Annotated in this window: 24 protein-coding genes and 1 other RNA gene; 13 read left to right on the top strand and 12 right to left on the bottom strand. The window is 58.6% G+C overall.

The window, feature by feature from the left end:
• Positions 1-20 precede the first annotated feature (20 nt).
• From TRL7639_RS10065 to TRL7639_RS10030, 8 genes are all read right to left on the bottom strand, one after another.
• Positions 21-461: a TrgA family protein gene (locus TRL7639_RS10065; protein WP_085795550.1), complete on the bottom strand. Its 441-nt coding sequence runs from the start codon at positions 459-461 to the stop codon at positions 21-23.
• 26 nt (positions 462-487) lie between these two features.
• Entirely contained in the window at positions 488-1,696 is a 1,209-nt protein-coding gene (locus TRL7639_RS10060; protein WP_085795549.1) for a class I SAM-dependent methyltransferase, read from the bottom strand.
• A 200-nt stretch (positions 1,697-1,896) separates the two neighbouring features.
• Positions 1,897-3,126: an aminotransferase class V-fold PLP-dependent enzyme gene (locus TRL7639_RS10055; protein ID WP_085796361.1), complete on the bottom strand. Its 1,230-nt coding sequence runs from the start codon at positions 3,124-3,126 to the stop codon at positions 1,897-1,899.
• A gap of 266 nt (positions 3,127-3,392) precedes the next feature.
• A complete protein-coding gene (locus TRL7639_RS10050) occupies positions 3,393-4,973 on the bottom strand; it encodes a BCCT family transporter (protein ID WP_085795548.1) in 1,581 nt (526 codons plus the stop codon).
• Between the two features lie 252 nt (positions 4,974-5,225).
• Positions 5,226-6,221, bottom strand: a complete 996-nt coding sequence (acuI, locus tag TRL7639_RS10045; protein WP_085795547.1) for an acryloyl-CoA reductase — start codon at positions 6,219-6,221, stop codon at positions 5,226-5,228.
• Positions 6,222-6,309: 88 nt separating this feature from the next.
• Positions 6,310-7,404 (bottom strand): dimethylsulfoniopropionate demethylase, encoded by a 1,095-nt coding sequence (locus TRL7639_RS10040; RefSeq protein WP_085795546.1) that lies wholly within the window; start codon positions 7,402-7,404, stop codon positions 6,310-6,312.
• A gap of 66 nt (positions 7,405-7,470) precedes the next feature.
• On the bottom strand, positions 7,471-8,175 hold the full coding sequence (locus tag TRL7639_RS10035; RefSeq protein WP_085795545.1) for a DUF1326 domain-containing protein: 705 nt from the start codon (positions 8,173-8,175) through the stop codon (positions 7,471-7,473).
• 3 nt (positions 8,176-8,178) lie between these two features.
• Positions 8,179-8,970, bottom strand: coding sequence for a DUF2182 domain-containing protein (locus tag TRL7639_RS10030; protein ID WP_235820297.1), 792 nt, complete (start codon positions 8,968-8,970; stop codon positions 8,179-8,181).
• Positions 8,971-9,047: 77 nt separating this feature from the next.
• Here TRL7639_RS10030 and TRL7639_RS10025 point away from each other — a divergent pair, with 77 nt between their 5' ends.
• The 8 genes from TRL7639_RS10025 (at position 9,048) to TRL7639_RS09990 (ending at position 14,624) form a co-directional block, all read left to right on the top strand.
• Positions 9,048-9,785 carry a FadR/GntR family transcriptional regulator gene (locus TRL7639_RS10025; protein WP_085795544.1) on the top strand — a complete coding sequence of 246 codons (738 nt, stop codon included), beginning with the start codon at positions 9,048-9,050 and terminating at the stop codon, positions 9,783-9,785.
• Positions 9,786-9,849: 64 nt separating this feature from the next.
• On the top strand, positions 9,850-10,497 hold the full coding sequence (locus TRL7639_RS10020) for a TenA family protein (protein WP_085795543.1): 648 nt from the start codon (positions 9,850-9,852) through the stop codon (positions 10,495-10,497).
• A 52-nt stretch (positions 10,498-10,549) separates the two neighbouring features.
• Positions 10,550-10,912 (top strand): DUF4345 family protein, encoded by a 363-nt coding sequence (locus tag TRL7639_RS10015; protein ID WP_085795542.1) that lies wholly within the window; start codon positions 10,550-10,552, stop codon positions 10,910-10,912.
• A 37-nt stretch (positions 10,913-10,949) separates the two neighbouring features.
• Positions 10,950-11,326: a transfer-messenger RNA gene (ssrA, locus tag TRL7639_RS10010) on the top strand.
• Between the two features lie 103 nt (positions 11,327-11,429).
• Complete coding sequence (locus tag TRL7639_RS10005; RefSeq protein WP_085795541.1) at positions 11,430-11,861, top strand: ester cyclase; 432 nt, start codon at positions 11,430-11,432, stop codon at positions 11,859-11,861.
• A gap of 155 nt (positions 11,862-12,016) precedes the next feature.
• Positions 12,017-12,832 (top strand): chromate resistance protein ChrB domain-containing protein, encoded by an 816-nt coding sequence (locus TRL7639_RS10000; protein ID WP_085795540.1) that lies wholly within the window; start codon positions 12,017-12,019, stop codon positions 12,830-12,832.
• Entirely contained in the window at positions 12,829-14,076 is a 1,248-nt protein-coding gene (gene chrA, locus TRL7639_RS09995) for a chromate efflux transporter (RefSeq protein WP_085795539.1), read from the top strand. The genes TRL7639_RS10000 and chrA overlap by 4 nt, the downstream gene beginning before the upstream one ends.
• A gap of 77 nt (positions 14,077-14,153) precedes the next feature.
• Positions 14,154-14,624 (top strand): SspB family protein, encoded by a 471-nt coding sequence (locus TRL7639_RS09990; protein WP_085795538.1) that lies wholly within the window; start codon positions 14,154-14,156, stop codon positions 14,622-14,624.
• A gap of 57 nt (positions 14,625-14,681) precedes the next feature.
• Here the strand turns inward: TRL7639_RS09990 and TRL7639_RS09985 are convergent, their stop codons facing one another.
• The gene (locus TRL7639_RS09985; protein WP_110647120.1) at positions 14,682-15,245 is read right to left on the bottom strand and encodes a hypothetical protein; all 564 of its coding nucleotides are present in this window, start codon (positions 15,243-15,245) and stop codon (positions 14,682-14,684) included.
• A gap of 216 nt (positions 15,246-15,461) precedes the next feature.
• Here TRL7639_RS09985 and fumC point away from each other — a divergent pair, with 216 nt between their 5' ends.
• The 5 genes from fumC to TRL7639_RS09960 are packed head-to-tail and all read left to right on the top strand — an operon-like array spanning position 15,462 to position 18,185.
• Entirely contained in the window at positions 15,462-16,856 is a 1,395-nt protein-coding gene (gene fumC, locus TRL7639_RS09980; protein WP_085795536.1) for a class II fumarate hydratase, read from the top strand.
• Positions 16,856-17,032: a DUF4169 family protein gene (locus TRL7639_RS09975; RefSeq protein WP_085795535.1), complete on the top strand. Its 177-nt coding sequence runs from the start codon at positions 16,856-16,858 to the stop codon at positions 17,030-17,032. Before fumC ends, TRL7639_RS09975 begins: the two co-directional genes overlap by 1 nt.
• Positions 17,029-17,277: a ribbon-helix-helix domain-containing protein gene (locus tag TRL7639_RS09970; protein ID WP_085795534.1), complete on the top strand. Its 249-nt coding sequence runs from the start codon at positions 17,029-17,031 to the stop codon at positions 17,275-17,277. Before TRL7639_RS09975 ends, TRL7639_RS09970 begins: the two co-directional genes overlap by 4 nt.
• A 3-nt stretch (positions 17,278-17,280) precedes the next feature.
• On the top strand, positions 17,281-17,580 hold the full coding sequence (locus TRL7639_RS09965) for a YciI family protein (protein WP_085795533.1): 300 nt from the start codon (positions 17,281-17,283) through the stop codon (positions 17,578-17,580).
• A complete protein-coding gene (locus TRL7639_RS09960) occupies positions 17,577-18,185 on the top strand; it encodes a DNA-3-methyladenine glycosylase I (RefSeq protein ID WP_085795532.1) in 609 nt (202 codons plus the stop codon). The genes TRL7639_RS09965 and TRL7639_RS09960 overlap by 4 nt, the downstream gene beginning before the upstream one ends.
• Positions 18,186-18,236: 51 nt before the next feature.
• Here the strand turns inward: TRL7639_RS09960 and TRL7639_RS09955 are convergent, their stop codons facing one another.
• From TRL7639_RS09955 to TRL7639_RS09945, 3 genes are all read right to left on the bottom strand, one after another.
• A complete protein-coding gene (locus tag TRL7639_RS09955) occupies positions 18,237-19,118 on the bottom strand; it encodes a fructose bisphosphate aldolase (RefSeq protein ID WP_085795531.1) in 882 nt (293 codons plus the stop codon).
• Positions 19,119-19,187: 69 nt separating this feature from the next.
• Complete coding sequence (locus tag TRL7639_RS09950; RefSeq protein ID WP_085795530.1) at positions 19,188-20,537, bottom strand: cytochrome P450; 1,350 nt, start codon at positions 20,535-20,537, stop codon at positions 19,188-19,190.
• Complete coding sequence (locus TRL7639_RS09945; RefSeq protein WP_085795529.1) at positions 20,534-21,772, bottom strand: hypothetical protein; 1,239 nt, start codon at positions 21,770-21,772, stop codon at positions 20,534-20,536. Before TRL7639_RS09945 ends, TRL7639_RS09950 begins: the two co-directional genes overlap by 4 nt.
• Positions 21,773-21,873 lie beyond the last annotated feature (101 nt).

Raw genomic sequence — 21,873 nt, 5'->3', positions numbered from 1 at the left:
GAACCTTTTGTTACAGGGCGTTAGCGCCACTGCCGCCAAGCGTATTCGGTCGCAAGACCGGCCAGCACGCCGCCGACAAGCAAGGTCCATATAATGCTGGGCACCATGATGGTCAGCCCATAATCGAAGCCGATCGTGAAAATCGCCCCCAAAGCTTCGAAAGGACCATCAAACCGATTGCGCATGGCCTGACGAAACATTTCATAAGCGCCTTGCACGAACAGGCCCCAGAACAACAGCGACAAGACCCCTGTGACCCCGTTGTTGATCGCAGGCGTGATGCCGCGCCCTGCCCGTTTACCCATGACGACCCAGCCGCAGAGCACTCCAAGACCCACGTTCACCCAGGTGAAGTAACCGAAATCCATCCCCTCGGGCATCAGCGGCATCACCAGCCCCGAGACGAGGAAGGCAATGAGAGCCAAGCTCAGGGCGGCGACAAGGCGGGCGGCATTGGGCATTTCGGGGGGCTTTCCTTGGTCTTATGTTAGTCCGGACGGGCAATGGTGATCTGGGTCACATCGCAGTTGCCCATGTAAAACGCCGCGCCGCAAGAGGTCAGGTAGAAATTCCACATCCTGCGAAACCTGTCGTCAAAGCCCAACTCGGTGATCTGATCCCACTTGGCGTTGAACGTGTCGTACCATCGGCGCAGCGTCAGATCATAGCTTTGGCCGAACTCCTTGGACTTTACGAAATCCAGCCCGGCCAGGTTGATCTGCTCGCGCAGGATTTTGGGCGCTGGCAGCATGCCGCCGGGAAAGATGTGCTTCTGGATGAAATCAACGCCGTTCTTGTAGACCTCCCAGCGGGCATCGTTGACCGTGATGATCTGCAAGGTTGCCTGCGCACCAGGTTTCAGGCGATCTCGCACCGTGTCAAAATATGTAGGCCAGTACTTTTGCCCCACCGCTTCGAACATCTCGATACTGGCGATACCATCATAGATGCCGGTTTCGTCGCGATAGTCTTGCAACTTGAAATTGACCTGGTCGGAAAGCCCAGCCTTTTCTATACGTTCCATGGCGAAGTTGAACTGCTCTTGGCTGATGGTCAGCCCCGTAACCTTGAGCCCGCGTTCCTTGGCCGCATATTCGGCAAAGCCACCCCAGCCACAGCCAATTTCCAACACATGATCGCCGGGCTTCACGCCCATTTCATCGACAAGGCTTGCGTATTTGGCGGTTTGCGCATTCTCCAGACTTTCCTGCCCGGTTTCATACAGCGCACTGGAATAGGTCATCGTATCATCCAGCCAGAGAGCGTAGAAATCGTTCCCCAAATCATAGTGATACGAGATGTTCTTCTTGGCTTGTTGTTTGTGATTTCGGTGCAACCAGAACCGTAGACGCTCATAAGCGCGGATCAATCCCCGGCCAGGGAAATGGTCATAAACGGTCTCGGACCCCTGATGCACAAGATCCATGAAGGCGCGCAGATCAGGTGAGGTCCACCATTCCTCTAGGTAGGCGTCCGAAAACCCCAAGTCCCCTTCGCGGATCAATCTTGCAAAAAGATCAGGGTGATGAACGTCGATCTGTGCAACAGGCCCGGGTTTTGTCCCCTCTGTCCGGAACCGTCTTCCGTCTGGCAAGATAATGTCCAGACGTCCAGCTTCCATCTTGCGCAGCATCCTGTGGACTTGCGCGAAATATCTTGGCAGATCTTTCTGCCCTTCGGTTGATGTCAGAACCATCTTCCCTCCCCATGGTGGCTCTGGGTTAAAGGCTAGGGCGAGATGGGGTTTCTGGCAAGTTTTGAATGATTTAGCCGCGTTTTGAGACCAAAACAGCCTGTTTTCCAAGCATTGACGGGACGTTTGACTGTCGAAATGAACAACGGCGCCTCACGAGGATGGCGCCGTTCTCTGATTTTCAACTGCATCCGACGTGCTGATCAGAGCACGTGATCCAGGGCTGCGATCAGCTTGTCGACCTCGTCCTGCGAGGTGTAGTGAGTAAAGCTCAATCGCAGAACCCCCTGTTTTTCGGGATCAATCCCCATCGCCTGCAAGGCGCGCACCGCATAGAAATCGCCGCCGCCCGCCATGATACCATGTTTGGCGAGCTCGGCCGCCACCGGTTCTGCGGCTCGGTTCAGGCCCAGGGCAACCGTGGGCGCGCGCAGCTCGGCGTCAGCCGGACCGATCAACTGGACAGAATTGCGGTCTTTGACCGCATCCAACAGGGGCTGCAGCAACGCCACCTCATGCGCGCGCATCAGATCATGGGCAAAGGCGCCCTTTTCGGCCAACCCCTCAGATGGGCCACCGTGATGGGCACTCAGGTCATCGATGTAATCGGCCATACCGGCGCAGGCCGCCACTTGGGCATGGTCCGGTCCGGCGGGCGTGAAGCGTTTGTAAAGCACGTCGGCGTTGAAATAATGCGCCTGGTTCGGCAGCAGCTCACCCAATGCACGACGGATCACCATGCAGCCCTGATGGGGCCCATAAGTTTTGTAGGCCGAGAACAGATAGATGTCCGGCCCCAGCTCACCCACGTTGGCGAACCCGTGTGGAGCATAAGACACGCCATCGACACAGACAAAGGCACCGGCCGCATGAGCGATGGCCGTGATCTCGGTCACCGGGTTGATCTCGCCGACAACGTTCGAACAATGCGGAAAGCAGACCAGTCGCACTTTGTCGTCCAGCAGGTTTTCCAGATCGCTTGGGTTCAGGTGCCCCGTTTCCAGGTCGATGGCCCATTCCCGCACCTCGATGCCCTCGTCCGCCAAACGCCGCCAGGGGCCGCTGTTGGCCTCGTGATCCTGATTGGTGACGATGATGGCTTCGCCCGGCTTCATCCATTGGCGGAAGGCCTGCGCCAAAACATAAGTATTCTGCGTGGTCGACGGGCCAAAGCTCAGCTCGTCCGCATCCACCCCCAGGATGGCGGCCATACGCGCGCGCGCCTCATCCATTTCCTCGCCCGCAAGGCGGCTGGCGTCATACGGGGCATAGGGCTGCACCTTGCGCTGCGTGTAGTAGCGGGTCAGTCGGTTTATGACCTGCTGACAGGTGTACGAGCCACCTGCATTTTCGAAAAACGCCTGCCCCTGCAAAACCGGTTCCGAAAAAGCCGGAAACTGCGCGCGTACAAAATCAATATCCAGGGTTGTCATCGCCAAAATGTCCTTATCCAGCTCCACATCTCGACCGGTCGCCCCATCCATGTTTCGGGGGTTCCGGAACAGGGCAGGTCTTCCAGCCGAGCCGTGTCGCCGCCATTCCTCGTGCAGAGATAATGCGACATCGCGGCAGCCCATCAAGCCGATTCCAACTTGATGGACAGGTCGAGGTAAACTTTTTGCGCCAAAGCGGTCAAGACACATAACAATAGGCCCCAGGGATTGCTCCCTGGGGCCCTGATCCGCCAAGTTGCGGTTGATTATCGCTTTTCGCGCGACAGACCGATGAAAATCGAAACGCACATCAGCACCAGGATGATGGCGAATGGGAAACCGGTCGCAATCGCTGCCGCCTGAAGCGCGCCCAGACCGCCACCCAAAAGAAGAACGATCGCGATCGCCCCTTCCAGGATGCACCAGAACACGCGTTGTGCCGTGGGTGCGTTGGTCTTGCCGCCTGCGGTGATGGTGTCGATCACCAGCGAGCCGGAATCGGACGAGGTCACGAAGAAGACCACCACCAGGATGATCCCAACCAGCGACAGAAGGCTGGACATCGGAAAGGCTTCGAACATCACGAACATCTTCAACTCCAGCCCGGCCTCTTGCAGTGCGTCGGCACCACCGGCCATGACCTGCTCCAGTCCGGCGTTGCCGAACACGCTCATCCACAGGGCCCCCACGAGGGTTGGGATCAACAGCACGCAAGTCACGAATTCACGCACGGTACGGCCGCGCGAAATACGCGCGATGAACATGCCCACGAACGGTGACCAGGAAATCCACCAGGCCCAGTAGAATGTGGTCCAGCCTTGCATGAAGTTGGTGTCTTCGCGGCCAATCCAGTTCGACAGCGCAGGCAGCTGAACGGCGTAGTCGACAAGATTGGTGAAGAACCCTGACAGGATCGCAATGGTCGGCCCAACAATCAGAACCAGCACCAGCAGTGCGGCGGCAAGCATCATGTTGGCCTCGGACAGGCGCTTGACGCCCTTGTCCAGCCCCGCAACCACCGACACCAGCGCAAAAGCAGTGATGATGATGATCAGAAGAACCTTCATGCCGTCAGTCACCGGCACCCCGAACAGATAGTTCAGACCCGCCAGCGCTTGTGTTGCGCCCAGACCCAGAGACGTTGCCAGACCAAAGATGGTGGCAAACACCGCCAGGACGTCAATGATGTGACCCAGAGGACCCCAGGTTGCTTCGCCAAAGATCGGATAGAACACCGACCGCATTGTCAGCGGAAGTCCTTTGTTGAAGCTGAAGAAGGCCAGCGCCAGGGCCACCACTGCGTAGATCGCCCAAGGGTGCAAACCCCAGTGGAAGATGGTGGCGGCCATGGCCAGGTCACGCGCGCCCTGCGGGTTATCGGCTGCTGCCCCAAGCGGTGCCCAGTCGGTGCGCAGGCCATCCTCGCCCGTGGCGACGCCACCCAGGCTGGCGCCATAATGCGAGATCGGCTCGGCCACGCCCCAGAACACCAGACCGATGCCCATGCCAGCGGCAAACAGCATCGAAATCCAGCCCGCATAGCTGTAGTCGGGTTTGGCGTCGGCCCCACCCAAACGGATCGAGCCATAGGGCGTCACGATCAGCAGCAGCGAAAACACCACAAAGATGTTGCAGGCGATCATGAAGACCCAGTCGAACCGCGAGGTCAGTGCAACCCGTAGCCAGCCAAAGAACTCACCGGCCTGTTCGCGAAAGACCAGCGAGAAAAATACAAATGCAACGATGGTCAGCCCGGATATGGCAAACACCGGGTTGTGGATGTCCAGGCCCAAGACCTGAACATTGTCTTGACCGACCTCATAGTCGGTCTCCTTCTTTTCGGACATATATGCTCACTCCCATGATTGAGTGTGGCCGTGATCCGGGAATACCGGCCCGATGGGCGCAGTAAAAGGGACGCCATGGCATCTGAAAACGACATCCTTGTTGGTTTTTTCACGACACCAATTCAGTGATCGGAATGCGAAGTCGGAAACGCAACATCAAGCGTCGCAAGGGTTTTTGATTATGGGGTCAATAAAAACCCCGCAGATTACGCTGCGGGGTCTTGTGTCAAAAGCGACATTCCAGATGTAGGTTCAGGCGTTCACATCCACCACGACGCGTCCCTTGACCTGACCTTGAAGGATATCTGCGCCAAGTTGCGGCAGGTCGCTGAGCGTTGCGGGTTGGATCATTGCCTCAAGCTTGTCCATCGGCAGATCGGTTGCCACCCGCTGCCAGGCGCGCAGGCGGTTGTCATAGGGCTGCATCACACTGTCGATGCCCAAAAGGTTCACACCGCGCAACAGGAACGGAATGACGGTTGCAGGCAAGCCTGCGCCACCGGCCAGACCAACCGAGGCGACCGAGCCGCCATATTTCATCTGTCCCAGAACCCGCGCCAGCATGGCGCCGCCAACCGCATCCACGCAGCCTGCCCAGCTTTCGCTTTCCAACGGGCGTTTGGTGGTCTCATTGATCTCTTCGCGGGCCACGATCTGTGTGGCGCCCAAGGATTTCAGATAGTCCGCCGTTTCAGGACGCCCGGTGACACCAGCCACCTCATAGCCCAGGTTGGCCAGAATCGCTGTCGCGACCGAGCCGACGCCCCCCGCAGCACCAGTGACCAGAACAGGGCCGTGGTTCGGGGTCATGCCGTGATCTTCCAGCGCCATGACGGCCAGCATCGCTGTGAAACCCGCCGTACCAACAGCCATCGCCTGTCGTGCATCCAGCCCCTCGGGCAGCGGCACCAGCCAATCGGCCCGTACGTTGGCCTTTTGACTATAACCGCCCCAATGCGCCTCACCCACGCGCCAACCGGTCAGAACCACCTTGTCGCCCGGCTTGTAACGGTCATCGCTTGATGCCTCGACCGTGCCGGCAAAGTCGATGCCGGGAATATGCGGATACTTGCGAACCAGACCACCACCGCTCGAACTCAGGCACAGACCATCCTTGTAGTTGACGGTGGAATATTCCACCGCAACGGTCACCTCACCCTCGGGCAGAGCATCCAGACCGATTTGCTGGACCGCAGCGCTTGCCTTGCCGCTCTCTTCGTCTTTTTCAACAACCAATGCATTGAACATATCGTTTCTCCCCTGGTTACAGCGCCTTACGCGCCCACCTTCATCTTTTCCAAAATACGCCCGCCGGAGGCATCCGACGGGCAAAAACTCACCGCCAGAACTTTTCCTGAACCACAGCCCCACGCATCCCGTGTTCTGTCTCGATCTCCATCCGGGTTCCAGCATCCCAATGCGAGCGATCCACCATACCGATGGCCACGTTCACACCAAACTCGGGGCTGAACACCGCCGAGGCCACCTGCCCGACTTGACGACCATCCACCAGCAACGGCCAGGAGCCGGTGCAGGCCCCGATCTCACCTTCGATCACGATGGGCCGGATCTGACGTGGCGGGCCATTCTTGGCCTGCTCAGCCAGCGCGGCCTTGCCGATGTAATCCTCGGGCGAGTTGCAGAACCGGCCAAGCCCGCATTCATAAGGCGTATTCTCGCGCCGCATGTCCGAGCCAAAGCTGAGCAACCCACTTTCGACCCGCTCGATGTTGTTGGGGCACCCTGCCCGCACGTTCAGATCCTCGCCAGCGGCAAAGAGCGCATCCCACAAAGGCATGCCGTTTTCCGTGCCCTCAACGTAAATCTCGAACCCGCCCTGCTTGGACCAGCCCGAGCGCGCCACGACAAATTCCTGCCCCTCGAACGGCAGACGCTTGTAGCGGAAGAACTTGATGTCACGCACCACGTCTCCAAAGACCCGCGCCATCAGATCATCGGCTTTGGGGCCTTGAACAGCTAGTGGCGAGACATCGGGCTCATCCACTTCGACATCCAGACCAAGCGCGATGGCGATGCCAAGCGCATATTGCCACAAATCCCCATCCGCGACCGAAAGCCAATAGTGGTCGTCGGCCAGCTTGATCGATACCGGATCGTTCAGCATGCCGCCGTTGTGATCAACGGATGGGACATAATAGCACTGATCGTCGGCCATCTTGTCCATGTCGCGCGGGCTGATCATCTTCATCAACCGCAACGCATCCGGTCCCTTGATCTGCACCTGGCGTTCAACGGCCACATCCCAGACCTGAACATGCTGCTTCAGATGCGCGGCATCAGCATCGACGCTTTCGAAGAACGTCGGCAGCAGCATATGATTATAGACAGTGTAGCCCTTGACCCCAGCCGCCTCGACCCCAGGTGAAAACGGCGTTTTGCGCACGCGGCGCGATGGCATGATGATGGCCATGCCTTGTCTCCTCAAACAGTTGATAATCCGCCACCATTGCTTTCCCTAAGGTGGCAAGGTGCTTTCTCAGCGGGCGCCGCTCCAGTTGATCGGGCAGATCTCGGCCGATTTGCCGCCAAAATCCCAAACGCGGCCATAGTCGCGCACCTTGGATTTGGTACCGCGGGCGACGATGATATCGGGCCCCATCCAGTATTTGGAGTTGCTCACCATGACCGGGTGTTCAGGATCCAACCCACCCAGCATCTCGATCTCACCCTGGATCTTGCGTCCGATGGTAATGCGGCGCTTTGCACCGTCGCGTTCGATGACAACCGGTGCGCGCTCGGCTCCGATGATCTCGCTCACCAACATGGTGAACAGACCGGTGGTGCCCCCCGCCTTGCCCGAAAAGATCTCAAGCAGACCGTTATAGGCTTTGCCGCTGGCGTTTTCGTCCACATAGGCCGCAACCTTCCACTGGCCTTCTCCCATGCGACCGGGGATGTCGACCAACAGACCCACGTTCAGGCCCGACAGATCCTCGCCCTCGTAATGCCCTTCGTCGATGATGATCCCCATCCAGGCGTGGCAATGTCCCTCGGTCGGAGGGTGCGCACCCAGCGAGACCACGCAAGGACAGAACACATCGCAGGAACAGTTCAAGATCAGCTCGCCTTTGATCGCCCAATCGGTGGGCGTCTTATCGCGGCGGCTGGGATTGGCCATGCGGCTGTCGATCCGTTGGCTGACCGGCAGGCGGTCGGCATTGGGCTTACGTTTCACTGCCATCGGTTATCCTCCAATTACATATACATAGACCAGCAAGGCCAGACCCGAGACGATCAGCAGAACGCCCAGGGGTTTGGTCACACGGTGGCCGATTTGCGGTAGTTTTTCCAGAACCATGAAAAAGGTGGCGAGGCCCATCCACAGCAGGCTCATGACACCGCCGACAAAGCCAAGCGCCATGAACCCCCAGCAGCAGACAGCACAGAATGCGCCCAGACCCAGGCCCATGCGCAGACCGCCGCCAAAGCCGGTGCGCCAGTTACCGATGAAATACATCATCGGCGCGTGACAGACGCCATGGCAGACTTCTTTGGCGCGGGTGAACTGAAACGCGCCAACCGCGATCAAAAGCCCGGCTGACAGCCAAGGAGATTTTGCGATGCCCAGCATGTCCACCGCACCGCCAAACAGCAGCGCCAGTTGCACGCCGGTGATGGCGGCGGCAAACCCAAGCCAGATCAAGAAGTATCCCAAAAGGACACCAAACCACCCTGCCCGCGTGCCATTGGCTGAACGCATCAGGTCCTCATAGCTGCGCAGTGTCGGCACCAAGGTAGGCAGCATCATCGCCGCCATCATGATGCCCCACATCCAGAACAAGGGGCCAAATTCTGCCATGGGCATATACATGTCCATGCGCGGATCCATCTGGCGCATCATCTGGCCCATGGGCCCCGGACGGCCGATCAGATCCAGGTCCATGTCCATCGCCATGGTATACAGGAACCACCACGCCCACAGGATGGTGGCGTAGAAGCCAAGCCAAAAAAGTGATCTGACGGACAGACGGCTCACTTGATCCTCCCCGAGTCATCCCTTACGACTCAAATGTCAGACTTTTAAATGTCAGACAAATAAAAAATGGTGATGTCGTGAAAATTGATCCCAACAGCTCGGCTGATCTTTCGGTCCAGATCGCACAAGCGATCAAAGATGCCATCATCAGTGGCGAGTTGATCGTGGATGAGAGGCTGCCGTCCGAGACTGAGCTGTGCGACCAGTTTCAAGTCTCTCGCTCGACCGTGCGCGAGGCCCTGAAACGTCTCGCAGCGCAGTCCCTGATCCGCACCCAACGCGGGGCGTCGGGGGGCGCATTCGTCAACCGGCTGAGCTTTGAGGACGCCTATCCGCAGCAAGTCACCACATCCACCCTGCTGCTCAGCATGAACGCGGTCAGCTTTGACACCGCCTGCGAGGCGCGCTTTGCTCTGGAACGTGCCTGCGCGCCGCTCTCTGCCCAACGTCGCACGCCCGATCATCTGGCAACCATGCGCGCCGAGATCGTGCGCCAAAGCCAACCGGGCCTGACGGACGAGGCATTCTGCGCCTCGGACGTGGCCTTTCACCGGGCGTTGGTGGACGGGGCCAGCAACCCGGTGCTGTCCTATCAACTGGCCGGCGCGGTCGAGGCGATGCAGCCGCTGATGAACATGATCACCTTCACCGCCCGCTCTCGCGAAGAGATCGTGGCCCTTCACACGCGTATTGCCGACGCGATCGAGGGAAACGATGTCACAGCCGCAGACACGGCCCTGCAAGAGCTCACCGCCTATACCCTGACGCTCAAGGACAACGTCATGGCGGCGCGTGCGGCACGCGACAAAAGCTGATCTTGTGCCAATGGCCTGATCCGTCCTAGACGCAAGTTCAAAGACCAAGAACAGAGAGACCCCAATGCGCCCCACCGAACACCTGCGCCAACTGGCTGCCGACGATTGGCACGCGGCCACCACGCATGCATTCACCACCGAATTGGCCGCTGGCACCTTGCCACTGGACAAGATGCGCTGGTATCTGGCGCAAGACTATCAGTTCATCGACGGCTTTGTGCGCCTGCTTGCGAGCGCCATCGCCCATGCACCCTCTCTGGCCGACAGCGTACCTGCCGCGCAGTTCCTGGCCGTGATCACCGGACCCGAGAACACCTATTTCCTGCGATCCTTTGAAGCATTGGAGATGACCGCCCAGCAACAGAACGCAGCCCCTGCCCCCGCCACCCGTGATTTTCAGGCACTGATGGCCGAGGCCGCCGCATCGGGTCGGTATGAGCTGATGCTGGCCGTGTTGGTGGTTGCCGAATGGACTTACCTCAGCTGGGCCACGCCGGTGAATCCGCCACAGGACGATTTGCCGTTTTGGTTCGCCGAGTGGGTCACGCTTCATGCGGGCGATGGGTTCGAGGGTGTCGTGGAATACCTGCGCACCCAGCTGGATCAGGTCTGGCCCACTTTGGACGCAGAGGCCCAAGCCGAGGTCGCGGCACTTTTCATCCGCGCTGTGGCACTGGAACGCGCCTTCTTCGACGCGTCTTACGCCGCCTGAGCTTGTCGCATCCAAGCAGGGCTCTACCTGCCAAATCAAAGGAGAGCCCTGCATGATCCCCATCCTGAACACAGCCGCCGCCCTGCTTACGATCGGCTTTGGCCTTTTTGGCTTTCTGGCCCCCAGCTTCACCCTGGGCGCGCTGGACCTGACCACCACCAACAGCAACATGGGGCTCAGCGAAATGCGCGCCTCGGTGGGGGGGCTCTTTGTGGTGACAGCCGCTGCCGCGCTCTGGCTCGGCACCCCGATGGCCTTTACCATGGTGGGTTTTGTCTATGCCGGTGCGGCCTTGGGGCGGTTCGTCTCGCTCGCGCTGGACAATCCGCCTTTTGTCAAAGCTCTGACGTTTGGCGGTATCGAAGCTGCCTTGGCCGCCTTTCTGATCCTCGCCAACATGAGCCGCAACGCGTAACTCCCTGCTTCTTCTGGTTAAAAATACAAAAAATCCAACGATTGCATCCCGCGTGCCGCTTGCCTATATAGGGGATGTCCTTCGGGACTATGGACATAAACGCGCTCGTAATAAACGGATCGGACCCGGGGGCGGTACCCGGCGGCTCCACCAACCACTTCTTTCGGCAGCATCCTTCGTTTGGGGATCACTTTCGAAATCGTGGGGCCGAAATAGGATCGACGGACGTCTAAAGGGGTTAGCTTTGTCTCGGCTGTCTGCCACCGTTACCGGCGAAAACAGTACAATTGCAAACGACAATCGTGCTCCGGTTGCTCTGGCTGCGTAAGCAGTCCGGGTTGAACCGACTTTAAGCCCTAGCGCCTAGCCGCGTTAGGCGGGGTTCGCAGGTACCTGGCAACAGAAACCTGCACTTTATCTCTAAATTGCTGATCAAACCTGCACATAATCGCAGTGTTATTCACCATTTGTTCACCACATAGTCTCAGTTTGGGCCTCGCAACGATGGAGGTGAAAGATGACAAAATCCGAGTTGTTGAAGGAATGGTATGACCGGGTTTGGGTCCACGGGGATTTGGAAGCGATTGATCAGTTCTTTGATCCCGACACGATGGCCGAGGGGATCATCCCCGAAATGCAGGTGGGCGTGGATGATTTCCGCGACCTGGTGACGGCCTTTCGCTTTCACGTCGGCGATATCGACGTGAAGCTGCCTAAGACTGTCGAAAACGGCGATTGGGTTGCGGCCATGCTACATGTTCACACCTCGCGCGCGGACAACGGCGCCCCGATTGAGGTTACAGGCCAAGTGATGGCGCGGTTCAAGGATGACAAGGTGGTCGAGGCCTACAATCAGTTCGACTTCATCTCGCTGTTTGAACAGTTGGGCCAACTGCCCGAGGATACGCTGCCGATCTGCATGACCGGCCAACAGCTTTCCTGGGCATAAGCTCAGGTCCCCGTTCTGGCCGATATCGGCCAGGCCATTGACCCCATGCGCCACTTTCCGTTACCCATGGCGCAAGGGGTCAACGTGCGAACGCCCCGTCAGGCCCAGGCCCAAGTTTCGCATTCTTTGCTGTACCAAAGCGGAAGGATGCCGACATGCCTGCCTTTAACTCTGTCCCTGCCAACATTCTCATGCGTCGGATCGGAACACCCGACTGCCCGGTGATCCTGGATGTGCGTATCGACGCGGACTTTGACGACGACCCTTGTCTCATCCCAACCTCGATACGCCGCCCCCATGATCAGGTGCAAACCCTGAGCGGGGGCTTGCGCGACAAAGAGGTCATCATTGTCTGCCAGAAGGGGCTGAAACTCAGCCACGGCGCTGCAGCGGCCCTGCGGTGTGAAGGGGTGCAAGCCCAGGTTCTGGAAGGCGGGATGTTTGCCTGGCGCGACGCTGGATTGCCACGACTGGACCCTTCGGTTCTGCCGGACGCCACAGACCAAGGCCCAAGCACCTGGGTAACTCGGCACCGGCCAAAGGTGGATCGTATCGCCTGTGCCTGGCTGATCCGCCGGTTTGTCGATCCAACCGCCCGGTTCCTCTTTGTGCCTTCGTCCGAGGTTGCAGCCGTTGCCGAACGCTTTGGGGCAACCGCCTTTGACACCATTGATGCCCCCTGGACCCATGTGGATGAGTTTTGCACCTTTGATGCGATGGTTCGCGGGTTCGGGCTCCACACACCTGCACTGGAGCAGATGGCGACCGTTGTCCGCGCCGCCGACACGGACCGGCACGATCTGGCCCCGCAGGCGGCTGGCCTGCTCGCGATCTCGGTCGGCCTGTCGCGGGCACATAAATCCGATCTGGCCCAGCTTGAGGCCGGGATGATCCTATATGATGCTCTTTATCGTTGGGCCCGAGATGGCCAGAGCGAACAACACAGCTGGTCCGAAGGGCACGGCGCATGACCCCCAGCTATTCTGAAATGACCCGTGTCTTTGGCCGCATCGGGCTGTTGTCCTTTGGGGGGCCCGCCGCACAGATCGCTCTGATGCACAGGGAACTGGTCGAGGTTCGCCCCTGGCTGGACGAGGAAACCTATCTGCGCGCCCTGTCGCTGTGCATGCTGTTGCCCGGGCCCGAGGCGATGCAGCTGGCCACATATTCGGGCTGGCGGTTGCGCGGTGTGGGCGGCGGTTTGCTGGCTGGCGGGCTGTTTGTCCTGCCGGGTGCCTGTGTCATTGCGCTTTTGGTTGGGCTTTACGCCCAGTTCGGGGATCTTCCACTGGTCCAATCGATGTTTCTGGGCATCAAGGCCGCAGTGATCGTCATTGTCCTGCAGGCTTTGCGCAACCTGTCCCGCAAGGCGCTCAAGGGGCGCAGCTCTTGGGTGTTGGCGGGGCTTGGCTTTCTTGCGATCTTTGCCCTGAACCTGCCCTTCCCCCTGATCATTGCATCCGCAGCGCTTTGGGGCTTTGCAACCGCGCAAACCGGCACAACGCCGCCACTTCCCAAAGTGGACATAGGCGCGACACTGAAAACCGCACTGCTTTGGGGCGGATTGTGGCTGTTGCCCTTGCTGGTGCTGTCGATGTCCGAACAGACCTTGTTGGCTGACATTGGCTGGTTCTTTGCAAAACTGGCGGTGGTGACCTTTGGCGGGGCTTACGCGGTTCTGGCCTATATGACCCAAACCATCGTGGATCAGTTCGGCTGGATCGGCACCGACCAGATGATCGACGCGCTTGGTCTGGCCGAGACCACGCCCGGCCCGCTGATCCTGGTAACACAGTTTGTTGCCATGCTGACCGGTCAATTGCAGGGCGGCGCGCCGCTCGCCATCGCCGCCGGGATTGTCGCGCTTTGGGCGACTTTTGTGCCCTGTTTTCTGTGGATTTTCCTAGCCGCACCTTATCTGGATCACATCGCCGCCCGCCCACGCCTGGCTGCTGCGCTTCAGGCAATCACGGCAACAGTTGTGGGTATCATTCTAAACCTGTCGGTCTGGTTTGCCCTGCATGTGCTCTTTGCCGATGTATCTCAACGTTCGGTTGGTGTCTTTTCTATGCCGGTGCCCAATTGGCCCTCATTTGATCCGACGGCGGGCATCTTCTGTATGATCGCCGCGATCTGGATGCTGGGCTTGAAACGTGGATTGGGTGAGACTTTGCTCATGATGGCGGGTTTGGGTGCAGCGGCTCATTTGGTTTGAACATTTTGTAGGCCAGCTGCTCTTTTGTTTCCCTCCGAATCTACTATGGTGAGGGGAAGACTTTTTGAGGGAATGACATGTCTCGGGACATCGACTATGGGAACCTCATGCACACGGCGATGCGCGGTCTGATCAAGACTGTTTTGAAAGACGTCGCCCAGCATGGCCTGCCTGGTGCACACCACTTTTTCATCACTTTCGACACCTCGCATCCAGATGCGGAATTAGCTGATTGGCTGTCTGATCGCTATCCGGGCGAGATGACGGTCGTAATGCAGCATTGGTTCGAGAACCTGGATGTAGGGGACGAGGGGTTTGCGATCACGCTGAACTTTGGTGATGCGCCAGAGCCGCTTTATATCCCCTATGACGCAATCAAGACCTTTGTGGACCCATCTGTCGAATTTGGTCTGCGGTTCGAAACCGGAGAAGCCGACGAAGAGGACGAAGGAAAACCCATAGTGGTCGAGGCCAATATGGTGGAAGAAGCGGAAGACGACACGCCTCAGGACGCCGAGGTGGTCTCTTTGGACAGCTTCCGAAAGTAACGCTTTGAAATGAAACAGTGAAACGCCCGTCGATTGCGGGCGCTTCTTTGTTTGGTTCTATTGCTTTTCCAAGAACGTTTCGACCGTCCGCGCTTCTTTCCCGTTGCTCAAACGCGAAAATTCGAGCGTCAGTCCGCCTTCGGTGATTGTACGGTCAAATTGCTGCAACTCATATCCGCCCGTGGCATCGATGAACAGGTTGTACACGGTCAATGTGTCACCCACGATCTGCCCCCACACATAGGGCTCACCCTTCATCGGGTCGAGTTGTGTGGCATGCCCAAACACGTTGCGTTTCATCGCCGCAGAGAAGACACCAGCGCGATCCGTTGACAGAAAATCAACGGAATAGGATTTCTCCTTGGTGCGCCCGTCCGGCTTGTAGGTGGTCGAGCTCCAGGTGACGTTGAACCCGTCCTTGGTCTTGCCGATTTCGACGCTCATGTCACGCGGTGCGCTCGATCCATCTGCATTAACAATCTCGGCTGACCCTTTGTATTCGCCAACAAAAGGTTCAATCAGAGTTGTGCTGGCATACACGATCCCGGTCAACATCAGGACAAGTGCAGACGCCAACACCCAAATCGCGGGCCTCATCGGTCTCAAGCTTGGGGTGCGCATCAAATGTCCTTTCGCGGGAATAAAGCTCTCGACCTCATTCTAACCCGCGCCGACCGGGGAACAATGGCCCAGTTCACACTGCGCGCGGAAAAATGAACGCGATCGGCGACTATACCTTGGCGGGCGTTGGATTTATGCTGCGCGCAACTGGCCAATTGCGCGAATGGGCTGCCTTGGCTAAACGGCATACTAACGCATACCAACCGGAGTGAATACATGTCCGATACCCGCACCGAAACCGACAGCTTTGGCCCGCTGGAGGTCCCCACAGACAAGTACTGGGGCGCGCAGACACAGCGTTCGATCATGAACTTCCCCATTGGTTGGGAAAAACAGCCCGTCGCCATCGTGCGCGCGCTTGGCGTGATCAAAAAGGCCTGTGCGATGGCCAACAAGGAATCGAGCAAGCTGGACGCCAAGATCGCGGATGCCGTGATCCAAGCCGCGGGCGAAGTGTTCGAAGGCAAGTTTGACGACAACTTCCCGCTGGTTGTCTGGCAGACCGGTTCGGGTACGCAATCGAACATGAACTCGAACGAGGTGATCGCCAACCGCGCGATCGAAATCATGGGCGGCGTCATCGGTTCCAAGGACCCGGTGCACCCCAACGATCACTGCAACATGGGTCAGTCGTCGAACGACACCTTCCCCACCGCGATGCACATTGCCGCTGCGATGACCGTTCGCGACGTGCTGCTGCCGGGCCTGACGAAGCTGGCCGAAGGGCTGGAGCAGAAGTCTGAAGAGTTCAAGGACATCATCAAGATCGGCCGGACGCACACTCAGGACGCGACCCCGCTGACCCTGGGTCAGGAATTTGGCGGTTATGCGCATCAGATCCGTCAGGGCATCGCCCGTGTCGAAGCCGCCCTGCCCGGCATTTATGAGCTGGCACAAGGCGGCACAGCCGTCGGCACCGGTCTGAATACGCAAAAGGGTTGGGGCGAGACTGTCGCTGCAAACATGGCCGAAATCACCGGACTGCCCTTTGTCACTGCGCCCAACAAGTTCGAAGCATTGGCCGCGCATGACGCCATGGTCTTCATGTCAGGCGCTTTGGCCACAGTTGCGGGCTCGATGTACAAGATCGCCAACGACATCCGCTTCCTGGGCTCTGGCCCGCGTTCGGGTCTTGGCGAACTGATCCTGCCCGAGAACGAGCCGGGCTCGTCGATCATGCCGGGCAAAGTGAACCCGACCCAGGCCGAAGCAATGACCCAAGTCGCCGCCCACGTCATGGGCAACAATGCCGCGATGACATTTGCTGGATCGCAAGGCCACTTCGAGCTGAACGTCTACAACCCGATGATGTCGTACAACCTGCTGCAATCCATGCAGCTGTTGGGTGACGTCGCCGACAGCTTTACCGAGCGGATGCTGCTTGGCATTCAGGCCAACGAGCCGCGCATCGACAAGCTGATGAAGGAATCGCTGATGCTGGTGACAGCTCTGGCGCCGACCATCGGCTATGACAACGCCACAAAGGTTGCCAAGACCGCGCACAAGAACGGCACCACGCTGAAAGAAGAAGCCATCGCGCTTGGCTTTGTAGACGAGGCGACGTTTGACGCGGTTGTTCGGCCTGAGCAGATGATCGGGCCCAAGGACTGATGGCTGAACCGGTCAACCTGAACCGGTTTCGAAAAGAAAAAGCGCGGGCCGAGAGAAAGGCCCGCGCTGACCAGAACGCCGTCAAGTTTGGACGCACCAAGGCTGAAAAAGACCTTGAACGTGCGAGAGCAGACAAGGCCGCGCGAAATTTGGACGGGCACAAGGCAGACGAATGAGCGGCCCGCCGATCAAAAGGTCACTTACGCTCAAGGGACACCGGACTTCGGTGTCTCTGGAAGATGAATTTTGGCTGGCATTTCGCGATATTGCCAATGCCAAACACCTTCCTATCAACGTTTTAGCCGCAGAAATTGATGTCATGCGTGATCCCGAAACCGGGCTGGCGTCTGCAATCCGCGTATTTGTTCTGAACTGGTACAAAAATGCCCAGGACAAGTCCGACAAGGCTCCGTACAGTTAAGTCATGTTCATAATAATTCTGCGACTGACCAAGAACAAAGGCCATTTGGCCGAGGGTCATTTCACCGAGCACAAGGCCTGGCTTTCGCAGGGTTTCGAAGATGGCGTGTTCGACCTCGCAGGGCGGCTTGCGGATGTGGGGGGTGCCATTCTGACCCAAAATGCCACTCGGGATGAGATTGAGGCCCGAGTTGCTCGGGACCCCTTTGTCATCCACGGTGTCGCGCAACCCGAGATTCTGGAAATGAGCCCCAGCGTCGCCAGCGATGCTATGCGCCATTTGATCCCGCAAGGAAACCAATGACTGAAACTGTTCCTGGCCCCGATGATAAACCGCGCTGTCGTTGGTGCGGTTCTGCGCCTGAATTCTTTGACTATCACGATACCGAATGGGGCTACCCGGTCCAAGACGATCAACGCTTGTTCGAAAAACTGTGCCTGGAAAGCTTTCAATCCGGCCTTAGCTGGCGGGCGATCCTGGCCAAACGCGAGAACTTTCGCGCGGCTTTTGCCGGGTTCGATTTCAACAAGATGGCCAAGTTCGACGACAGCGACGTACAGCGATTGTTGCAAGACGCGGGCATCATCCGCCATCGCGGCAAGATCGAGGCCGTGATCAACAACGCCAAGCGCGCGCAAGAACTGGTGGCTGAACATGGCTCATTGGCTGCTTATGTCTGGTCCCATGAACCTGATCCCAAGGATCTGCCCGAACCGCAGACTGCCAGCATCATCCCTGCCTCAACCGCGATGTCCAAGGATTTGAAAAAACGCGGGTGGAAATTCGTGGGCCCCACCACCGTCTTTGCATTCATGCAGGCCATGGGGTTGGTCAATGATCATGCTCATGGCTGCGTTATGCGCGAAAAAGCAGCAAAGCTGCGCGATGAGTTCAGCAAGCCCGAATAGAAAAAGCCGCCCCCTTTTGGGAGCGGCTTTTTGCTAATCATATCAAACAGATCAAATCGACGCGCGATAGATCTTGTCGATGTTGCTGCCCAGGGCTGCGTTGAATTCGTCATCCGACTGCTGTTTGGACAGACCTTCGGTCAGCGCACGCGAGAAGGAGGCGATCATCTTGCCATTTTCGGCCAGCTTGGCGCAGGCGTCTTCTGTCGAATAGCCACCCGACAGTGCAACAACACGCACAACGCGGGCATGATCAGCCAGAGCGTCATAAAGGTTTGCCTCGGACGGGATGGTCAGCTTCAGCATCACGTCCTGACCGTCCTCAAGCGTGTCCAGGTTCTTCAGGATCTCGGCTTTCAGGATCGCCTCGGCCTCAGACTTGGTTGCCGAGTGGATGTTGACCTCGGGTTCCACAATCGGAACCATGCCCGCTGCGATAACCTCACGCGCGACATCGAATTGCTGCGCCACAACAGCGGCAATCCCTTCGGCGTTGGCCTCGTGGATGACCGAGCGCTCCTTGGTGCCGAAAACGCCGTCAGCCTTCGCCAGAGTGTCTGCCAGACCCGGGATCGGCTTCATCATCTGAACGCCGTTGGCCTCATCTTCCAGACCTTTGTCGATCTTCAAGAACGGCACGACGCCTTTTTCGGACCAGATGAAATCGGCCACGGATTTGCCGTTGATCTGCTCACCCAAGGTGCGTTCGAACAGGATCGCGCCGATCACCTTGTTCTTGTCAAAGTCGTCCGACAGGATGATGCGGGCGCGCATGTTCTGGATCTCGGCGAACATTTCTTCTTCGGATCCGTATTGCGCCGCATCAACGCCATAGAGCGCCAGCGCCTTGGGGGTCGAGCCGCCGCTCTGGTCGAGTGCCGCGATGAAACCTGCGCCGTTGGCCATCTGTTCGCGCTGTTCTGCCTTGGACATATCTCTTTCCCGTAAAATGATTCCTTGTCCAGCTCCGCATACAGCAAGCGATTACGGGATGGTAGATTGTTAGCGCCGGACAAGACGCAGCCAGATGCCGTCTTTTGATCGCACGGTCAGATGCGCCACCGGAACCGGATCGCGCCCGTCGATCCGCTCCACGCGATGAGTCCGCAGGATCATCGACAGGATCAGTGGCCCCTCGACCATGGCAAAGCCCGCGCCCGTACAGACGCGCGCGCCCGCCGAAAACGGCATATAGGCCTCGCGCTGGCACTTCTTGCCGTTCTCCGTGGCCCAACGGGTCGGATCGAATCCGTCGGGGTTGTCCCACAGCCGCTCGTGTCGGTGCAGATGCCAGGGGCTGAGCACGATTTGCGAACCCTTTGGCACAGCCCGGTCGCGGAACCGCTCGGGGCACGTGGCCTGACGCACCATCATCGGAACGGGCGGATACAGGCGCAGCGCCTCGCGGAACACATCCCGGCTGAGCTTGAGCTTTGACATCACCGAAAACTCGGGCGCGGCCAACACCTGCGCTTCTGCTGCCAGTTTCTCCTGCCACTCGGGGTAAAGCGCCATCAGGTACAGCGTCCAGGCCAGTGCCGAGGCGCTGGTCTCGTGACCGGCCAGGAAAAAGATTGCGACCTGATCGACCATTTCCTGCGTGCTGAACCGCTCACCTGTCTGCGGATCAACGGTCGTCATGATCTTGGTCGCGAGATCATCGGGCGCGGTGCCATCCTTGATCTGCGCCATGCGTTCGGTTGTAAGCTGTGTGATCAAATTGCGGATCGTCTTGGCGGTCGCCTTGGTTTTGCGCGAATGGAACCGGGGCATCCAACGCGGGAGCGGCACAAAGGCCGCAATATTCAGGATCGGCTGTTCCCTCTGATAGGCACGGAACTGGTGGAACACCTCGGCGGCCACTTCATGTTCGATCGGCAGTGAAAACAGCGTGCGAAAGATCACATCAGCGGCGGCATGGCTGGTGATCTCTTCGATTTCCACCATCTGATCCACATGCGCCTGCATCCGGGCAACGCAGGCATCTGCTGCGTCCCACATCGCCGGAAATGTGTCGCGCAGACGTCCACCTTCGAAAGCGGGGTCGATGATACGGCGCTGGCGCTTCCAGGTGTCGCCATTGGTCAGGAAGACAGAGTCGCCTAACAAAGGGCGCAGCCCCTCGCTGATCCGGCTGGACTTAGGAAAATCATCGGGGCGCTGTTTCAACACCTCGTCCACCAGTTCAGGCTGGTTCATCAGAAACGACCGGAAGAACGGCGTCTTGAACTCGGCCATCCAGGCCCGATAAAGGCGGGCCGGTTGCGCTGACAGGATATCCTGCCTGAACATGCGCAGATAGCGGGTCAGCGACACCTTGTCTGGTCGCGCGGGCGGTTTGGGCGGGATCATGCAGCCACCGAGGTATATTTTGAAACCGCCACGTCGATACGCGACTTGGACGGCGCCCGGTCGCGGTAACGGTCCGCCAGGGTCATCGGCCCTGCGGTGATACGGAAATAGTCATAGTCACCAGGCCGGTCAAAGGCGCAGAGGTACTGAAAGTGCAACCGAAAGAACCGCCACCGCAGCTCTGACCATCGCTCGGGCGACAGCGTTTGCGTGAAGGCAGCCGAAAACACCAACGGCCAGCGTTTTTCTTCCGGCGCCACACCGCTGACCGTGACCGGATCACACAGCGCAAAGGCACAGCCATCGCCAGGCGCCGAAACATCGACCCAGGCCAGCTCATCCCGGGTGGACAGATAGCGCAGATCCCTACGTAGGCGCGTGGCCTCGGGCAAGAAAGACACCATCGGCACCACTTGCCCCAGCGACAGGAACCCCAAAGCCGGACCCTCAACAGGCGCGCGCTCCTGTCGGATCAAATCCGCCAGGACAGAGACGCCAACATGGGCGCCGGATGAATGACCGACCACCAGGACCTCATCCACATTCTCTTGCAGCGCATTGGCCACAAGCTCGGTGAACTCAGCAATCCGCGCCTCTAATTCGGGTGGGTTTGCACCACGCGACTGCGCCGAATAGGCGTAATCGTGCATCAGGTAATAGGCAAAGAGCTTGCCATCTCGCGCTCGGAACCAACGGAGAATTGCAATCGCGGACATCAAGCCGCCCCCTACGCCTGCAAGCCTCACAACTAGGCTCGGCAGCACTGCATCCAGCAGACCTATGGCCGAGGCCAGGCCCCAGCCCACCAAAGCGGCCAAGATCAACTGCAACAGCAACATCCCAACTGGGTAAAGCGCCGCAATCACAGGCCCTTTGCGCAGCTTCATCAGCCGCCATAGGGCACCAGAGACGATGTAGATCCAGGCGGTGCGTACAAGCTGCAAATAGGTGGCTGGTATGGTCGACGACATGCTGTCGCGCACAATGTCGGACCAGACCAACACCTCGACATCCGCCTCGACCTGCTCGCCATCTTGGACCGACGTGACGTGCCAACCATAGGGGCCCTTGGTTGTCTTGGGTTTCAACCCGATCTCATAGTCCGAAACATCGGCCTGCGCGGCGCTTTCCTTGCGATACAGCTCGCGGTAGCGGCGTGGGTGAATCGGGTCGTAGCCGGGGATGTAAAACACCCGGCGACGGCGGACTGTGGTTGCGGGTTTTGAACTGCTCATGCTCTGGCCTCTTGACCCGACCTTACCCCATCAATGCGGCAAGACTACAGCAATTTGCAGGCCTTCGTCGGCAACGCGCACCAACGGCCGAGCGCAGCGAG

This window comes from Falsiruegeria litorea R37, assembly GCF_900172225.1.
Classification (GTDB): Bacteria; Pseudomonadota; Alphaproteobacteria; order Rhodobacterales; family Rhodobacteraceae; genus Falsiruegeria; species Falsiruegeria litorea.
Note: the sequence above shows the minus strand (reverse complement) of the source record. Positions and strands in the feature narration are given on the sequence as shown.

What these genes read in the sequence shown, in the direction of transcription:
- TRL7639_RS09985 (WP_110647120.1), bottom strand. Translation starts at nt 15,245, where the DNA reads ATGCGCACCCCAAGCTTGAGACCGATGAGGCCCGCGATTTGGGTGTTG.
- TRL7639_RS10065 (WP_085795550.1), bottom strand. Translation starts at nt 461, where the DNA reads ATGCCCAATGCCGCCCGCCTTGTCGCCGCCCTGAGCTTGGCTCTCATT.
- TRL7639_RS10000 (WP_085795540.1), top strand. Translation starts at nt 12,017, where the DNA reads ATGCCTGCCTTTAACTCTGTCCCTGCCAACATTCTCATGCGTCGGATC.
- chrA (WP_085795539.1), top strand. Translation starts at nt 12,829, where the DNA reads ATGACCCCCAGCTATTCTGAAATGACCCGTGTCTTTGGCCGCATCGGG.
- TRL7639_RS09950 (WP_085795530.1), bottom strand. Translation starts at nt 20,537, where the DNA reads ATGATCCCGCCCAAACCGCCCGCGCGACCAGACAAGGTGTCGCTGACC.
- acuI (WP_085795547.1), bottom strand. Translation starts at nt 6,221, where the DNA reads ATGTTCAATGCATTGGTTGTTGAAAAAGACGAAGAGAGCGGCAAGGCA.
- TRL7639_RS10055 (WP_085796361.1), bottom strand. Translation starts at nt 3,126, where the DNA reads ATGACAACCCTGGATATTGATTTTGTACGCGCGCAGTTTCCGGCTTTT.
- TRL7639_RS09970 (WP_085795534.1), top strand. Translation starts at nt 17,029, where the DNA reads ATGAGCGGCCCGCCGATCAAAAGGTCACTTACGCTCAAGGGACACCGG.
- TRL7639_RS10040 (WP_085795546.1), bottom strand. Translation starts at nt 7,404, where the DNA reads ATGGCCATCATCATGCCATCGCGCCGCGTGCGCAAAACGCCGTTTTCA.
- TRL7639_RS09965 (WP_085795533.1), top strand. Translation starts at nt 17,281, where the DNA reads ATGTTCATAATAATTCTGCGACTGACCAAGAACAAAGGCCATTTGGCC.
- fumC (WP_085795536.1), top strand. Translation starts at nt 15,462, where the DNA reads ATGTCCGATACCCGCACCGAAACCGACAGCTTTGGCCCGCTGGAGGTC.
- TRL7639_RS09945 (WP_085795529.1), bottom strand. Translation starts at nt 21,772, where the DNA reads ATGAGCAGTTCAAAACCCGCAACCACAGTCCGCCGTCGCCGGGTGTTT.
- TRL7639_RS10020 (WP_085795543.1), top strand. Translation starts at nt 9,850, where the DNA reads ATGCGCCCCACCGAACACCTGCGCCAACTGGCTGCCGACGATTGGCAC.
- TRL7639_RS10005 (WP_085795541.1), top strand. Translation starts at nt 11,430, where the DNA reads ATGACAAAATCCGAGTTGTTGAAGGAATGGTATGACCGGGTTTGGGTC.
- TRL7639_RS10050 (WP_085795548.1), bottom strand. Translation starts at nt 4,973, where the DNA reads ATGTCCGAAAAGAAGGAGACCGACTATGAGGTCGGTCAAGACAATGTT.
- TRL7639_RS10035 (WP_085795545.1), bottom strand. Translation starts at nt 8,175, where the DNA reads ATGGCAGTGAAACGTAAGCCCAATGCCGACCGCCTGCCGGTCAGCCAA.
- TRL7639_RS09990 (WP_085795538.1), top strand. Translation starts at nt 14,154, where the DNA reads ATGTCTCGGGACATCGACTATGGGAACCTCATGCACACGGCGATGCGC.
- TRL7639_RS09975 (WP_085795535.1), top strand. Translation starts at nt 16,856, where the DNA reads ATGGCTGAACCGGTCAACCTGAACCGGTTTCGAAAAGAAAAAGCGCGG.
- TRL7639_RS10060 (WP_085795549.1), bottom strand. Translation starts at nt 1,696, where the DNA reads ATGGTTCTGACATCAACCGAAGGGCAGAAAGATCTGCCAAGATATTTC.
- TRL7639_RS10015 (WP_085795542.1), top strand. Translation starts at nt 10,550, where the DNA reads ATGATCCCCATCCTGAACACAGCCGCCGCCCTGCTTACGATCGGCTTT.
- TRL7639_RS09960 (WP_085795532.1), top strand. Translation starts at nt 17,577, where the DNA reads ATGACTGAAACTGTTCCTGGCCCCGATGATAAACCGCGCTGTCGTTGG.
- TRL7639_RS09955 (WP_085795531.1), bottom strand. Translation starts at nt 19,118, where the DNA reads ATGTCCAAGGCAGAACAGCGCGAACAGATGGCCAACGGCGCAGGTTTC.